Here is a 16,244-nt window from a genome sequence, read left to right on the forward strand (position 1 = left end):
CGGCGACTACAGTCTAGATGCTCGGGATATGAGCTCTGGCCGGAACGCCATGGTTTCGGCGTCTAGTTGAACGGTGAGTCTAGATGCTCGGGATATGAGCTCTGGCCGGAACCGACGCGGCGATGCCCTCGTACTGCGAGCCAGTCTAGATGCTCGGGATATGAGCTCTGGCCGGAACTGGTGCCTGCGCCTGGAGGAGGAGGCCGACAGTCTAGATGCTCGGGATATGAGCTCTGGCCGGAACATAGTTGTCAGTCAGATCGACACCACGCACAGTCTAGATGCTCGGGATATGAGCTCTGGCCGGAACTGCTTGGTGATCGTCACGACAGCATCCTGTAGTCTAGATGCTCGGGATATGAGCTCTGGCCGGAACACCGGAAGCCGCACGGCGGCGCGTGCGACGAGTCTAGATGCTCGGGATATGAGCTCTGGCCGGAACTTGTCCGGACGCTGCCGCGATTCACGCGCAAGTCTAGATGCTCGGGATATGAGCTCTGGCCGGAACTAGCCATTGCCGCCGTGTGCTCATGGGCCAAGTCTAGATGCTCGGGATATGAGCTCTGGCCGGAACTCGACCTGAACGCGAGCGCGGCAGCGCGGCAGTCTAGATGCTCGGGATATGAGCTCTGGCCGGAACAAAGTGGAACATGGAGCGCGACATGGCGTGAGTCTAGATGCTCGGGATATGAGCTCTGGCCGGAACTCATGACCGATCTGGTCGCCCGGCGCGGGCAGTCTAGATGCTCGGGATATGAGCTCTGGCCGGAACCCAAAGCGCCGCACACTATCCAGCGCCGCAAGTCTAGATGCTCGGGATATGAGCTCTGGCCGGAACTCCCCCGGCCGACGCTGTACCCATGCATCAAGTCTAGATGCTCGGGATATGAGCTCTGGCCGGAACGGCTCGTTCGGCATCGCCGCAGCGGTGGCCAGTCTAGATGCTCGGGATATGAGCTCTGGCCGGAACCGCAGATGCAGGTGCAGATCGAGCGGACCTAGTCTAGATGCTCGGGATATGAGCTCTGGCCGGAACATGTGCGCGCAGCAGTCGATGACCTGGCCGAGTCTAGATGCTCGGGATATGAGCTCTGGCCGGAACCACCCGACGACGGGCAGCAAAGTGGTTTTGAGTCTAGATGCTCGGGATATGAGCTCTGGCCGGAACCCGTCGAAAATCACCCCGGCGTTCGCGTCAAGTCTAGATGCTCGGGATATGAGCTCTGGCCGGAACACAAAGCCACGGCCGGAAGCACCAAGGCTTAGTCTAGATGCTCGGGATATGAGCTCTGGCCGGAACAGCGCCGGCACGCTGCGCGTGGGCGACACGAGTCTAGATGCTCGGGATATGAGCTCTGGCCGGAACCCCCGGGGGGACTTTAGCCCCGTATTACTGAGTCTAGATGCTCGGGATATGAGCTCTGGCCGGAACATCGGACGGATCGTTCTAACTGACCGCGATAGTCTAGATGCTCGGGATATGAGCTCTGGCCGGAACGTACCGTCACCACCGCGCGGCAGCGCTTGGAGTCTAGATGCTCGGGATATGAGCTCTGGCCGGAACCTTCGTGATGCGCACTCGCAGCGGCGCGCCAGTCTAGATGCTCGGGATATGAGCTCTGGCCGGAACAACGCCCTGGCCACGCGCGCCGAGGCCTACAGTCTAGATGCTCGGGATATGAGCTCTGGCCGGAACTGCTGCGCCATCTTGCGCAGCTCGCCCGTGAGTCTAGATGCTCGGGATATGAGCTCTGGCCGGAACCGCCAAGTGCCGTGTTCGTGCGTCAGGTCTAGTCTAGATGCTCGGGATATGAGCTCTGGCCGGAACTTGCGCAGCGCGGCTTCGCGCCGCCGTTCTAGTCTAGATGCTCGGGATATGAGCTCTGGCCGGAACCAGCGCGGCGTCTTCGGTGAGCTGCAGCACGAGTCTAGATGCTCGGGATATGAGCTCTGGCCGGAACGCGAGCACTCGCGTGCGCGCAAGGTCGTGTAGTCTAGATGCTCGGGATATGAGCTCTGGCCGGAACTCAACCCTCGAAAGAACCGCTGGGAACTGCAGTCTAGATGCTCGGGATATGAGCTCTGGCCGGAACAGCAGCGCAGCGTAGGCGCGCCTCCCCGCCAGTCTAGATGCTCGGGATATGAGCTCTGGCCGGAACTGCGCGTTCCCGTTGGGGATCCTGTTCCTGAGTCTAGATGCTCGGGATATGAGCTCTGGCCGGAACCGGATCGTCGGTGGCTTCTGCGAGGGCGATAGTCTAGATGCTCGGGATATGAGCTCTGGCCGGAACACGTCCATTGCGATTACGGGCGTGGTTACGAGTCTAGATGCTCGGGATATGAGCTCTGGCCGGAACTCCCAGATGATGAGGTTGCGGCCCTCGCGGAGTCTAGATGCTCGGGATATGAGCTCTGGCCGGAACGAATCGCTGTGACGGGCCTCTGCCCATCACAGCGATTCGTCGCGCCGAAGCGCGGCGACCCAGAGCGCACGACCCATTCAGCGCGCCGATCGGCGCGCGCGCGGCTCAGTCGACCTTCGCGCCGCTGAGCCTGACCAGGCGTTCGTACTTCGCGCGCTCGCGCTGCATGAAGGCGTCGAACTGCTCGGGCGTGCTCGGCGCGGGCTCGGCCATCAGCGCGGCGAAGCGCGCCTTCACCTCGGGCGCGTTCAGCGCCGCGACGAAGGCCGCGTTGAGCTGCTGCACCTTCTCGCGCGGCGTGCCGGCCGGCGCGATCAGGCCCCACCAGGTGTCGATCTCGAAGCCGGGCAGCGTCTCCGCCACGGTGGGCACGTCGGGCATCACGCCGGCGCGCTGCGCGGTGGTCACCGCCAGCGCCTTGAGCTTGCCGGCGCGGATGTTCGGCGCCGCGGTGGCGAGGTTGTCGATGTTGAAGTCGACCTGCCCCGACAGCAGCGCCAGCTGCGCCGGCGCGCCGCCGCCGTAGGGGATGTGCACCGCGAAGATGCCGGCCTGCGCCTTCAGCATCTCGCCGGCCAGGTGGCCGGCGCTGCCGTTGCCGCCCGAGCCGTAGTTGAGCCTGGCCGGGTGGGCCTTGGCGTAGCGGATCAGGTCGGCCAGCGTGCCGATGCCCAGCCGCTGCGCCGTCTCGGCGTTGATGACGACCACGTTGGGCACGCGCAGCATCTGCGTGATCGGCGCGAAGTCCTTCGCCGGGTCGTACGGCAGCCTGGCGAACAGCCAGGGGTTGATGCCGTGCGACGCGGTGGTCGCGATGCCCAGCGTCAGCCCGTCGGGCGCGGCCCTCGCCACCGCGTCGACGCCGATGTTGCCGCCGCCGCCCGGGCGGTTCTCGACCACCACGTTGCCCAGCGTCGCGCGCACCTGCTCGGCGAGCACGCGCACCGTGGTGTCGATCGGCCCGCCGGGCGCGAACGGCACGACGATGCGCGTGGTGGCGGTCTGCGCGACGGCCGGCAGCGCGGCAAACGCGACGAGGGTGGCGGCGGTGAGCAGGGTGCGTCGTTGCATGCGTCGGGCTCCGGGGGTGGACGGCGCGCCTTCGCGGCGCGGCGAGGCGCCGATTCTGGCGCGCCGCGGCGTGCGCGTCTCAGCGCGCCAGCCCCAGCGCGCCGATCGCGTCGTTCAGGTGCGCCCCGCCGTCGGCGTAGACGAACAGGTGGGCTGCCAGCGCCAGCACGAGCAGCGCCGCGGCGAACCCCAGCGTCGTGCGCCGCTGCCGCGCGGCCAGCGGCGCCGCGGCGCCCGGGTGCACCGCGTGCCCGGGGTGCCGCGGCGACGCGCCCACGTCGATGCGCCGCGGCAGCGCGCGGAAGGTGCCGGCCACGGTGACCCGCTCGCCCGGAGCGACCAGGCGCTCGGCGAAGGTCCAGGCGCGTTCGTCCAGGCGACGGCGCAGCGCCGCGTCGTCGGGCGCCGCGCCGGCGTCGAAACCCAGCGCGTGCCGCGCCTCGGCATTCATCAGGTGCACCTGCGTCGGCGCGTCGGCGCCGGGGTCGGCCGGCACGGCGAGCGAGTCGGCGTCGCCGATCGACACCGCGTCGGCTGCGCGCCGCCACGCCGTGGTCGCCAGGTGCCGCACCGCGCGCTCGCGTGCCGCCGCGTCGCCGAACTGCTGCTGCGGCCACGCGCGCACCGGCGGCATGCCGTGCAGCGCGACCTCGCCCCAGGGGCCTTGCAGCAGCGCCGGCGCCGCGATGCGCCCGCGCCAGTGCGGCCGCTGCGAGGCGCTCGCGTCGCCGGCCACGTCGACGCCCCACGCGCCGTAGTCGACGTAGACGGCGCTGCGCCCGCTGAACGGCGCGCGCGGCGGCGCGCCGCGGACCTGCAGCGTGCCCTCGACGACGACGGCGTCGCCGTCGCGCCACGCCGCGGGCTGCGGCGCCGCGCCGCCGGTTTCGCGCAGCGCCTGCCACACGCCCTGCAGGCTGCCCAGCGCCAGCGTCGCCAGCAGCGCCAGCAGCGGCGCCACCGCAGCGCGCGCCGGCACGCCGAGCGCACCGGCCAGCCACCACTCGGCGGCCAGCGCGGCGCACAGCACGCCGACGAGCACCAGACAACCTCGCTTCATCCGCGTGCAGCCGGCGGCAGGCCGGGGGCGACGGCTTCGCTCACTTGCGCCAGAACTGCCGCGTGAACAGCACCATGAACGACAGCAGCTCGACGCGGCCGATCAGCATCGCCAGCGTCAGCACCCACTTCTGGAAGTCGGTGAAGCCGGCGTAGTTGCCCGCCGGGCCGGCCGGGCCCAGGCCCGGGCCCATGCAGTGCAGCGACGCGACCGCGGCGCCGATCGCCGTCTCCAGGTCCATCTCCGACAGCAGCAGCAGCATCACGAAGCCGGTCAGCGTGACCCCGTAGACCAGCATGTAGCCGAGCACCGCGAAGATCACGTTGTTGTCGACGGCGTGGCCGCCCAGCGTCACCGGGCGCACGGCGCGCGGGTGGATCAGCCGCGTCAGCTCGCGCCGCGTCTGCTTGACGAGGATCAGCAGCCGCACCATCTTGATGCCGCAGCCGGTCGAGCCGGCGCTGGTGGCCACGCCCGACAGCAGCAGCATCAGCACCGGCGGGAACACCGGCCACTGCAGGTAGTCGACGGTGGCGTAGCCGGTGGTCGACGCGACCGAGATCACGTTGAACGCGGCGTGGCGCAGCGCGGTGAGCGGGTCGTCGTAGGTCTGGCGCGCCCACAGCACCACGGTCACCAGCACGGCGCTGCCGATCATCACCGCCAGCGTCGCGCGCGTCTCGGGGTCGCGGGCGACGACCATCAGCGAGCCCTTGCGCACCGCGAGGAAGTACACCGCGAAGTTGCAGCTGCACACCAGCATGAAGACGATGGCGATCGCCTCCAGCGCCGGCGACGCGAAGTAGCCGAAGCTCGCGTCGTGCGACGACAGCCCGCCGAGGCTGACAGTGGAGAACATGTGCTTCCAGGCGTCCAGCGGCTCCATGCCGCCGAGCCAGTACGCCGTCACGCAGGCGAGCGACAGCACCGCGTACACCGTCCACAGCCCCTTGGCGGTCTCGGTGATGCGCGGCGTGAGCTTGGTGTCCTTCAGCGGCCCGGCGGCCTCGGCGCGGAACAGCTGGCTGCCGCCGACGCCGAGCATCGGCAGGATCGCCACCGCGAGGATCAGGATGCCCAGCCCGCCGAGCCACTGCAGGAAGGTGCGCCAGACGTTGATCGACGCCGGCAGGTCGTCGAGCCCGGTGAGCACGGTGCCGCCGGTGGTCGTCAGCCCCGAGACCGCCTCGAAGTAGGCGTCGGTCCAGCTGATCGGGCGGCCGGCCTGCTCGAAGTACACGTGCAGCGGCAGCGCGCCGAACACCGGCAGCACGGTCCACGCCAGCACCACCAGCAGCACGCCGTCGCGCGCCTGCAGCTCGCGGCGGAAGCGCCGCGTCAGCGCCCACAGCGTCGCGCCGACCAGCACCGTGAGCAGCAACTCGGGAGCGAAGGCGCGGTGCGCGCCGTCGCGCAGGGCCAGCGACACGCCCAGCGGCACGCTCAGCGTGAAGCCGAACACGACGACGATGATCCCCAGCAGCCCCAGCACGGGCAGCGTGGCCAGCAGCGGCGCCTGCATCAGAAGAAGGTCGCGCCGACCTGGAACAGCTTCTCGACCTCGCGCACCATGCGCTTGCGCGGCATGAACACGATGACGTGGTCGTTGTCGGCGATCACCGTGTCGTGGTGCGGGATGATCACCTCGGGCTCGACGCCCTCCGCGCCGAGGCGGCGCACGATGGCGCCGATCTCGGCGCCGCGCGGCAGCGCCAGCTCCTCGATGCGGCGGCCGACCACGCGCGAGGTGCGCCGGTCGCCGCGCGCGACCACCTCGAACGCCTCGCTGGCGCCGCGGCGCAGGCTGTGCACCGCCTCGACGTCGCCGCGGCGCACGAACGCCAGCAGCTCGCCGATGACCGCGTGCGACGGCGAGATCGCGATGTCGATCTGCGTGCCCTGCACCAGGTCGGCGTAGGCGCGGCGGTTGATCAGCGCCAGCACGCGGCGCGCGCCCAGCCGCTTGGCCAGCAGGCAGGCCATGATGTTGTCCTCGTCGTCGCTGGTGATGGCGATGAACAGGTCCATCTCGCGCACGCTCTCGGCCTCCATCAGCTCCTCGTCGGTGGAGTCGGCGTGCAGCACGAGCACGCTGGTGGGCAGCTGCGTGGCCAGGTAGTCGCAGCGCTTGCGGTCGCTCTCGATGATCTTCACCTCGTGGCGCGCGTGGATCTCGCGCGCCAGCCGCAGCCCCACCTTGCCGCCGCCGGCGATCATCACGCGGCGCACCGGGCGGTCCATCTGGCGCAGCGCGCCGAGCACGCGGCGGATGTCCTTGGTGGCTGCGAGCACGAACACCTCGTCGTCGGCCTCGATGCGCGTCGCGCCCACCGCCGGCACGCGCTCGTGGCCGCGGTAGATCGCGACGATGCGCATCTCGATGCCGGGCAGCAGCTGCGGGATCTCCGACAGGTTGTGCCGCACCAGCGGCCCGCCGGCCACCGCGCGCACCGCGATCAGGCTGACCACGCCGCCGGCGAACTCGAGCACCTGCAGTGCCTCGGGGTACTCGATGAGCTTGCGGATGTACGCGGTCACCGACTGCTCGGGGCAGATCACCTGGTCGACCGCGAAGCCCGACTCCTTGCTCAGCAGCGGCATGTCGCCGACGAACTCCGGCGAGCGCAGCCGCGCGATCGTCGTCGGCACGTTGAACAGGTCGTGCGCGACCTTGCACACGACGAGGTTGGTCTCGTCGAGCGGCGCGCAGGCGATGAGCATGTCGCAGTCCTCGATGCCGGCTTCGCGCAGCACCGACGGCTGCACGCCGTTGCCGGCGACGCCGCGCAGGTCGACGCGGTCCTGCAACGCCACCAGCCGCTGCGGGTCGGTGTCGATGACGGTGATGTCGTTCTTCTCCGACACCAGGCTCTCGGCGACGCTCTCGCCGACGCGGCCGGCGCCGATGATGATGATGTTCACGTTGCGCCCGTGGGGGTGGCCTGCGCCGCAGGATACAACCGCCGCAGCAGCTCGTCGGCGGCGTCGGCCAGCAGCGGCTGCAGCTGTCGCGCCAGCGCCTCGGCGGCCGCGGCGCGCTCGGCGTCGTCGCCGCCCTCGGGGCGCGAGGCCCACAGCGCGGCCAGCGCTTCGCGCCGCGGTGCCAGCGCCTGCGCCACCGCGTCGGGCCAGTGCGGCGGGGTCTCGCCCTCGCTCCACTGGCCGCGCCCGCGCCCGAAGTGCGCCACCGCGAGGTAGCGCAGCAACGCCGCGTCGACCAGCCCGTCGAGCACCGCCGGCTGCCAGCCCAGCCACGAGCGCTCGGTGCCGCGCACCAGGTTGACCATCCGCGCGACGCCGGCGCCGCCCAGCGCGCCGAGCAGCGAGCCGGCGAGCAGCCCGCCGCCCAGCGTCAGCCCGCCGGTGGCCAGGTCGGCCTTCAGCCCGGCGAGCGCGCCGGTGACCACGCCCCCGAGCAGCGCCGCCCTGCCCTCGTCGACGCGCAGCCGCATGTCGTAGTGCGTCGCCAGCCGCTGCGCGATCTCGCCCTCGGCGTCGCCCTCGAGGCCGTGCAGCGCGATCAGCCGCGCGGTGGCCGACCGCACGGCGCGGTCGAGCTGCTCGGCCAGGGCCTGCTGCGCCACCGCCACCGGGCCGGCGTCGCCGCCGCCGCGCAGGCGGCTGCCGATCTCGCGCACCTGGGTGCGCAGCTGCCCGGCCAGCCCGCCGGCGTCGCCCACCGTCACGCGCGCCAGCGCGACCTGCGCCAGGCTCGCGGCCAGCGCCTGCACGCTCAGCTCGAACGTGGCGCGCCGTCGCGCCAGCCACGCGGCGCGCAGCCGCGCCATCGCGGCGCGCGGCGCGCCGTCCAGCGCCGCCTCGACCGCGGTCAGCAGCACGCCCTCCTGCACCCAGCAGCGTGCGAAGGCGTCCAGCGGCAGGACCTGGCGCACGAGCGGGCGGCCCTGCAGGTGGCGTCGCCAGCGCTGCACCTCGGCGGCCTCGTGCGCCGGGTCGCGCGGCGCGCCGAGCTGGTTGAGCAGCACCAGCACCGGCTTGCCGATCCACTCGAGCAGCTGCATCTCGGGCGCGACGTAGCCGGCGGCCTCGGGCGCCTCGGCGGCGTTGACCAGGTACAGCACGACGTCGGCGTGGTCGCGCACGTTGCGCAGCGCCTGCTGGCTGGCCCAGAAGCCGCGGTCGGTGAAGCGGTCCCAGACCTGCGTCAGGAACCAGCCCAGCGGCTGGTCGGCCTGGCGCATGCGCCGCGCCAGCCGCACGCTGTCGCCGAAGCCGGGGGTGTCCCACAGCCGCAGCTCGTCGCCGGCGTCGGTGGCCAGCAGCCGGTGCACCTCGGCGAACTCGGTGACGTGGGGCTCGTCGCGCACCTCGCCGACGTCGCGCCCCAGCAGCGTGCGCGCCAGCGTCGTCTTGCCGACGTTGGTGTGCGACACCAGGCTCAGCGTGACGGCGCGCGCGCCGTCGGCCGCCGCGGGGTCGTGCATCGCGGTGCTCACGCGGCGGCGCGCTGCACCGGGCGGTCGAGCGCCGCCTGCAGCAGGCGCTCGGCGGTGGCCAGGTCGGGGGCGGCGAGGTCGAGGAACACCGCCGCGGTGCCCAGCGTGCGCGCCAGCGCGGCCCAGGCGGCGCGGCGCTGCGTCAGGCGGTCCTCGAGCGCGGCGAAGCGCGCGCGGAACGCCGCCTCGTCGACCAGCACCAGCAGCGGCGTGCCCGCCGGCAGCGCCTGCGCCAGCTCGCGCAGGAAGCGGCCCTGCTGCTCGGCCTCGGGCGTGGCGCCCATGTCGAACAGCGCGATCGCCGCGTCGCCCGCCGCTGCCGCCGCCGACGCGGCGGCAGCCGCCTCGTCGCCCCAAGGCACCGCGGCGCCGATGTCGAGCTGCACCGTCTCGCCCCACACGCGCGCGCAGATCGCGCGCAGCGCCAGCGTCGCCTGCGCCGACGGCGCCTGCGCGTGCGGCCACACGCGCACGCGCGCCGCGTCGCGCCGCTGGTGGCGCAGCAGCTGCTGGTAGTAAGGCTCGTCGAGCGGCAGCGGGAAGCGCCGCGCCAGCCGCCGCGCACGCCCCAGCGACCACAGCGCCAGCAGCCCGCGCGGCAGCAGCACCGCCAGCGCCAGCGTCCACGCGTACAGGTGGATCCACGGCGCCGCCGAACCGCCGCCGCCCGGGGCGTCGGGCGCCACGCGCAGCGCGGCGATGCCCGCCAGGTCGGGCACCGCGACGCCCGACAGCGCCGACGCCGGCGCAAACAGCAGCGACAGCGCCGCGTGCACCGCCGCCGGTTCGAGGAAGGTGCTCTGCCAGCCGGCGCGGTAGTCGAGCACGAGCCCGCGCAGGTACAGCCCGGCGAGCAGTCCGGCGCCCAGCGCCGCCGCGCCGGCATGCAGCACCGCCGACGCACGCGCGGCCACCAGCGGCGCGCTGGCCTGCGTCCAGTCGGCGAGGTACGCCGGCCAGACCTTGGCCAGCCCGAGCTCGGTCAACCCGCGCGGCGCGCGCGCCTCGCCGCCGCGGCGCACCAGCCGGCGCACCGTGGCCGCGATCGGCCCGGGGGTGTCGGGGCCGCGGCGCAGCAGCCCGGCCAGCACGCGCAGCGCGAGCAGCAGGTAGATCGCGAGGTTCCACGCCACCACCGCCCACACCGGCGGGGCGAGCAGGTTGACGTGCTGCGCGCTGCCGACGCGGTCGACCAGCGCACCGGCGACCAGCCCGGCGAGCAGCGCCCACAGCACCCAGGCCGGCCGCCACAGTGGGCGCTGCAGCCAGCGCCAGACGTTCGTGCTGGCGCCGCTGTCGCGCGGCAGCAGCCGCTGCAGCGCCGCGTGCGCGCGCGCGGCGACGAAGGCCGCCGCCGACGCGCCGGCACCGACCGTCTCGGCGGCCACGCGCGACGCCCAGGCACGGTCGGCGGCGGCCCAGCGCGGCAGTTCGGGTTCGGCGCGGTCGATCACGCGCACCAGCACCGCTTCGCGCGCGGCGGTTTCGTCCATGGGCCGCGATGGTGCCAGAAGCGCCACCGCCGCGGCCGCGGCGCGGCGGCGCGTGAAGCCGGCGACCGCCGGCTACAGGCGCGAGGTGATCGCGCCCGGCGCCGGCGGCAGCAGCAGCACCCGCCGCACCAGCGCCGCGCTCAGCGGCTGGCGGCGGTGCACCGGCAGCAGCGCCAGCAGCCGCGCGAGCAGGCAGTAGTCGGCCACCAGCAGGGCGTTGACGCCGACGAACTGCACCCCGTGCACCGGCCACAGCCCGGGCAGCGTGCCCAGCGCCAGCAGCGCGAGGTAGGCGGCGCGCACCTGCACTTCCAGCGAGCGTGCGCTGCGCCGCACCGCGGCGAAGTGCAGCAGCTGCGCGACGTTGAGCGCGATCGCCAGCGGCAGCCCCCAGCGCCACTGCGCGAAGTGCGCGGCCAGCAGCAGCGCGGTGAGCTGCCAGTACAGGCGCTTGATCCTCGGGTCCATCGTGTGCCTCTCGTCCGAAGGGGTGTCCGCGGTCGCGGCGGGGCTCAGGCCGCCAGCAGCGTCACGGTGCGCGGCGAGACCAGCGCGAAGGCGTCGGCCACGCGCCCCGGCGACTCGAGCGGGCCCATGTGCCCCAGCCCGGGCAGCAGCAGCGTCTGCACCGCCGGCAGCAGCCGCGACAGCCGCTGCAGCACGCGCCGCGCCGGCCGCGGCGAGCGTTCGCCGCCGACCAGCCGCACCGGCATGCGCAGCGCGCGGTAGGCGTCGGCGCCGACGTCGTCGTCGAACAGCGCGTCGAACTCGGCAGCGACCTTGGGCATGCGTGCGCCCACCGCGTGGCGGCGCGACGGCGCGAGCGCCTCCCAGGCACCTTCGCCGCTCCAGTAGTCGACGAACAGCGCCGCCGCGTCGAGCCGCCGGCCTTCGCGCGCCAGCGCGCCGATGCGCCGGCCGACGCCGGTGATGGCGTGCCAGTCGACGCCGTCGCCGTCGTCGCGCAGCAGCGCGAACAGCACCGGCTCGTACAGCGCGAGGCTGCGCACGTGCTGCGGCCAGCGCAGCGCCACGCGCAGCGCCACCGCGCCGCCGTACGAGTGGCCGACCAGGTGCACGCCGCCGGGGTGGGCGGCGGCGAGCTGCGCGATGCGCCGCGCCTCGTCGTCGAGCGTCACGCGCTCGCCTTCGGCCCACGGCGCGCCCGGGTCGTAGCCGATCAGCCCGGGCGCGAGCCACGGCGCGTCGGCGTCCATCCACGGCTGCCAGGGCGCCCACTGGCGTGGGCCCGCGCCGCTGCTGTGCAGCGCGACGACCACCGGGGCTGCGAGCCGTTCGCCGGCGGCGGCGGGGTTCGTGTGCATGTGCCTGTCTCCTGTGCCGGTGCCCCCGCGGGGCGATGCGACCACTGTGCGCGGCGCCGGTAACCGCGCGGGTGCACGCCGGCATCGGTGTGTAGCCGGGGCGCGGCGCGGCGGACGGCGCGGCAACGCGCGGGTATCGCGCGTGTATCGCGCAGGCAATCGGCGCCACGCCGCGGCGGCGCGCCCCTAGACTCGACGCATGAAGGTCGCGGCGACCCCCGCCCCCCGCGGCGCACCGGCGCCGGACGAGCCGCTGCGCGCGCTGCGCCGCGTCGCGCTGGCCGCGGTGCACCCGGGCGGCGAGGCGCTGTACGACGACCTCGTCGCCGAGCTCGCCGACGCACTCGGTGCGGCGGCCGCGTTCGTCACCGTGTTCGTCGACGACGCGTGCAGCGTCGCGCGCACGCTGGCGGCGCGGCTCGACGGCCGCGCGCTCGCCACGTTCGAGTACACGATCGCCGGCACGCCTTGCGCACAGGTGCGCGGGCGCGACTTCCGCTATGTCGCCGCCGGCGTGGCCGCCGAGTTCCCGCCGGGCACGATCTTCGCGGCCCACGGCATGGACTCGTACGCCGCGGTGCCGTTGGCCGCCAGCGACGGCCAGCCGCTGGGCATGCTGGTGGTGATGGACCGCCGGCCGGTGGCCGGCGGCGACGCCGCGCACGCCGAGGCGATGCTCAAGGTCGTCGCCGGGCGGCTGGCCGCCGAGATCGAGCGCAGCCGCACCGACGAGGTGTTCCGCGCCACCGCGCTGGCCGTCTCGGGCGCGCGCAGCGACACCGTGTTCGACGAGCTGGTGCGCCTGCTGGCCCAACTGCTGCACGTCGAGGTGGCTTTCGTCGCGCGCCACCGCCCCGAGGACCCCGACGCGCTGACGATCCTGGCAATGCACCACGACGGGCAGATCGTGCGCCAGGTGCGCTACTCGATCGACGGCACGCCGTGCCGCACGGTGCTCGGGCAGCGGTTCCGTGCCTACCCGCGCGACCTGCTGCAACTGTTCCCCGACGACTTCGACGCCCGGCTGCAGGCCACCGAGGGTTATGCCGGCTACCCGCTGACCGCGCTCGACGGCAGCGCGATCGGCGTGCTCGCGGTGGCGTCGCGGCGGCCTCTGGTGCAGCTGGCGCGCATCGAGTCGACGCTGGAGATCTTCGCGGTGCGCGCCGCCGCCGAACTCGAGCGGCTGGCGGCCAGCGAGGCGCTGCAGCGCTCGGAGGCCAGCTACCGCGCGATCTTCGAGGCCGCCGAGGACGCGATCTTCATCCACGACTGGGCCACCGGGGCGATCGTCGACGTCAACGCCAAGGCCAGCGAGGTCTACGGCTGGAGCCGCGACGAGATGAAACGCATGACGGTGGCCGAGTTCAGCTCCGGCGAGCCGCCGTACACCGCCGAGCAGGCGGCGCACTGGCTCGCGCTGGCGCCGCTCGACCGCTGCCCGCCGTTCCAGTGGCACCGCCGCCGCAAGGACGGCAGCCTGCACTGGGACGAGGTGCGGCTGAAGCCGGCGCTGATCGACGGGCGCCCGCACGTCCTGGCGTTCACGCGCGAGATCACCGAGCGCAAGGCCGCGCTCGCCGCGCTGCAGGCCAAGGAGCAGCAGTACCGCGCGATCTTCGACGGCAGCGTCGACCCGATGGTGCTGTGGGACCGCGCGCTGCACACCGTCGACGTCAACGCGGCGTTCGCGCGCGTGACCGGGCTGGCGCGCGACGACGTCGTCGGCCGCCACTGGAGCGAACGCCCCGACGCCGACGACCTGCGCAAGCTGCTGCCGCACATCGGGGCCGCGCTGGCCGGGCGCGAGGTGCAGGTCGTCGAGCGCGTCGTGCGCGTCGACGGCTCGCCGTTCGACATCGAGCTGCGCTACCTGCCGGTGTCGCTCGGCGGCGAGCCGTTCGCCCTGGGCATCGGCCGCGACGTCACCGACCGGCTCGAGCGCGAGCGCGAGCTGCGGCGCAGCGAGGCGCGGCTGCGCGCGACCGTCGAGGCGGCGTTCGACGGCGTGATCGGCATGGACGCCGACGGACGCATCGTCGAGTTCAACCGCGCCGCCGAACGCGTGTTCGGCCACCGCCGCGACGACGTCGTCGGGCGGGCGCTGGCCGAGGTGATCGTGCCGCCGCGCCACCGCGACGCGCACCTGCGCGGGCTGCGCCACTACCGCCACGGCAGCGGCCGCGGCCCGATGCTCGGGCGGCTGGTCGAGACCACGGCGCTCACGGCCGACGGGCGCGAGATCCCGGTCGAGATGGCGATCAGCGTGGCCGAGCTGCCCGAGGGCAGCCTGTTCGTCGGCCATCTGCGCGACATCAGCGACCGCCACGCCGCCGAGCAGGCGCTGCGCGCCAGCGAGGCGCAGTACCGCGCGATCTTCAACGCCTCGGCCGACGCGCTGGTGCTGCGCGACGCGGCGTTTCGCATCGTCGACGTCAACGTCACCTACGAACGCATGAGCGGCCATGCGCGCGACGAGGTGGTCGGTGTCGACCGCGTGCTGGCCAACCCGCCCGAGGCCGGTGCCGAGATCCGCGCGCTGCACGCGCGCGCGCTGGCCGGCGAGCCGGTGCTCGTCGAGACGCAGCTGGTGCGCCGCGACGGGCACCGCTACGACCTCGAGCTGCGCGGCATGCCGATCCTGCACCGCGGCGAGCCGCACGTGCTGTACATCGGCCGCGACATCACCGAGCGCAAGCGCGCCGAGCAGGCGCTGCGCGACAGCGAGGCGCAGTACCGCGCGATCTTCAACGCGTCGGCCGACGCGCTGATCCTGTGGAACAGCCGCTTCCAGCGCGTCGACGTCAACGACGCCTTCGAGCGGATCTACGGCTGGTCACGCGACGAGGTCATCGGCCGCGGCTTCGAAGTGCAGCGCTACTCGCCCGAGGACGAGCGGCCGCGGCGCGAACTGGTGCGCCGCGCGCTCGCCGGCGACGCCTGCAGCGCCGAACTCGAGGCGCTGCACAAGGACGGCACGCGCCTGCTCACCGAGGTGCACGCGATCCCGTTCCTGCACCGCGGCGAGCCGCACGTGCTGGCGATCTCGCGCGACGTCACCGAACGCCGCGCCACCGAGGCGCAGCGCGCCGCGCTCGAGCGCCAGCTGCGCCAGGCGCAGAAGATGGAGGCCATCGGCCAGCTCACCGGCGGCATCGCGCACGACTTCAACAACATCCTGACCAGCGTCATCGGCTACCTGGTGATGGCCGAGGAGCGCGCCGAGGCCACCGGCGACGCCGTGCTGCAGCGCCAGCTCGGCCAGGCGCACCTGGCGGCGCAGCGCGCACGCGACCTGATCGCGCAGATGCTGGCCTTCGCCCGGCGCCAGCGCGGCGAGCGCAAGGTGCTGGCGCTCGCCCCGCTGGTGCGCCAGACGCTGCAGCTGCTGCGCTCGACGCTGCCGAGCTCGGTGGAGATCGACGCCGACGCGCTGGCGCTGACCGGCGACGGCCCCTGCGTCGCCGCCGACGCGGTGCAGCTCGAGCAGGTGCTGTTCAACCTGTGCATCAACGCGCGCGACGCAATGGACGGCCACGGGCGCATCGGCCTGCGGCTGCGCGTGCACGCGCGCCACGCCGGCGGCTGGCACTGCGCGTCGTGCCGCGCGCCGGTCGATGCCGGCGAGTGGGTCGAGCTGGTGGTGGCCGACAGCGGCGCCGGCATCGCGCCGGCGCTGCTCGAGCGCATCTTCGACCCGTTCTTCTCGACCAAGGCGCCGGGCCACGGCTCGGGCATGGGGCTGGCGATGGTGCACGGCATCGTGCACGACCACGGCGGGCACCTGCAGCTGGTCACCGCGCCGGGCGCCGGCGCCGAGTTCGGCGTGTGGCTGCCGCTGGCCGCCGCCGACGCGCCGTGCGGCGAAGCCGCGCCGGCGCCGCGGCAGGCGCCGACGCACGCGCTCGCCGGCCTGGTGCTGGTCGTCGAGGACGACCCGATGGTCGGCGACTTCCTCGTCGAGCGGCTGGGCGGCTGGGGCCTGCAGGTGCAGCTGCAGCGCGACCCGGTGGCCGCCGCCGACTGGCTGGCCGAGCCGGCCCACGCGCTCGACCTGCTGATCACCGACCAGACGATGCCGCAGCTCACCGGGCTGCAGCTCGCGGGCCGGGTGCACGCCCAGCGCCCGGCGCTGCCGATCGTGCTGATCAGCGGCAACGCCGACGCCATCGCCGCCGCCGAGCTGGCCGCCGCCGGCGTGCGCCGCGCGCTGCCCAAGCCGATCGACGCGCAGCGCCTGCGCGCGGCGCTCGAGGCGCTGCTGCCCGTGGGCGCCGGCTGAACGCCGGCGCCCGCACGCCGATGGCCTCGACACCCGCTGGCAGCCCGCGCACGGCGCGCGGTCAGCCCGGCGCGCGCCCGGCGCGCGGTCAGCCCGGCGCGCGCCCGGCGCGCGGTCAGCCCGGCGCGCGCCC

The 16,244-nt window shown here is 73.4% G+C and carries 9 protein-coding genes and 1 CRISPR repeat array; of the genes, 1 reads left to right on the forward strand and 8 read right to left on the reverse strand.

Features of this window, described 5'->3' with window-relative positions:
• Window positions 1-10 precede the first annotated feature (10 nt).
• Window positions 11-2,423: direct repeats of the CRISPR family, unit length 36 nt; unit sequence AGTCTAGATGCTCGGGATATGAGCTCTGGCCGGAAC.
• 105 nt (window positions 2,424-2,528) lie between these two features.
• From PKC53_RS12505 to PKC53_RS12540, 8 genes are all read right to left on the reverse strand, one after another.
• The gene (locus PKC53_RS12505; RefSeq protein ID WP_324429042.1) at window positions 2,529-3,494 is read right to left on the reverse strand and encodes a tripartite tricarboxylate transporter substrate binding protein; all 966 of its coding nucleotides are present in this window, start codon (window positions 3,492-3,494) and stop codon (window positions 2,529-2,531) included.
• A gap of 79 nt (window positions 3,495-3,573) precedes the next feature.
• Window positions 3,574-4,554, reverse strand: coding sequence for a hypothetical protein (locus PKC53_RS12510; protein ID WP_324429044.1), 981 nt, complete (start codon window positions 4,552-4,554; stop codon window positions 3,574-3,576).
• Between the two features lie 40 nt (window positions 4,555-4,594).
• On the reverse strand, window positions 4,595-6,076 hold the full coding sequence (locus PKC53_RS12515) for a potassium transporter TrkG (protein WP_324429046.1): 1,482 nt from the start codon (window positions 6,074-6,076) through the stop codon (window positions 4,595-4,597).
• The gene (trkA, locus tag PKC53_RS12520; RefSeq protein WP_324429048.1) at window positions 6,076-7,476 is read right to left on the reverse strand and encodes a Trk system potassium transporter TrkA; all 1,401 of its coding nucleotides are present in this window, start codon (window positions 7,474-7,476) and stop codon (window positions 6,076-6,078) included. Before trkA ends, PKC53_RS12515 begins: the two co-directional genes overlap by 1 nt.
• Window positions 7,473-8,999, reverse strand: coding sequence for a GTPase domain-containing protein (locus PKC53_RS12525; protein WP_324429050.1), 1,527 nt, complete (start codon window positions 8,997-8,999; stop codon window positions 7,473-7,475). The genes trkA and PKC53_RS12525 overlap by 4 nt, the downstream gene beginning before the upstream one ends.
• Before the next feature lie 8 nt (window positions 9,000-9,007).
• Window positions 9,008-10,504, reverse strand: a complete 1,497-nt coding sequence (locus PKC53_RS12530) for a DUF2868 domain-containing protein (protein WP_324429052.1) — start codon at window positions 10,502-10,504, stop codon at window positions 9,008-9,010.
• 72 nt (window positions 10,505-10,576) lie between these two features.
• Window positions 10,577-10,972 (reverse strand): hypothetical protein, encoded by a 396-nt coding sequence (locus tag PKC53_RS12535; protein ID WP_324429054.1) that lies wholly within the window; start codon window positions 10,970-10,972, stop codon window positions 10,577-10,579.
• 44 nt (window positions 10,973-11,016) lie between these two features.
• The gene (locus PKC53_RS12540) at window positions 11,017-11,829 is read right to left on the reverse strand and encodes an alpha/beta hydrolase (protein ID WP_324429056.1); all 813 of its coding nucleotides are present in this window, start codon (window positions 11,827-11,829) and stop codon (window positions 11,017-11,019) included.
• A gap of 199 nt (window positions 11,830-12,028) precedes the next feature.
• On the opposite strand from PKC53_RS12540, the gene PKC53_RS12545 reads away from it, so the two are divergent.
• Window positions 12,029-16,111, forward strand: a complete 4,083-nt coding sequence (locus tag PKC53_RS12545; RefSeq protein ID WP_324429058.1) for a PAS domain S-box protein — start codon at window positions 12,029-12,031, stop codon at window positions 16,109-16,111.
• Window positions 16,112-16,244: the final 133 nt, after the last annotated feature.

It is taken from the genome of Azohydromonas sp., assembly GCF_035325925.1.
In the GTDB taxonomy this organism is placed as follows: domain Bacteria; phylum Pseudomonadota; class Gammaproteobacteria; order Burkholderiales; family Burkholderiaceae_C; genus Calidifontimicrobium.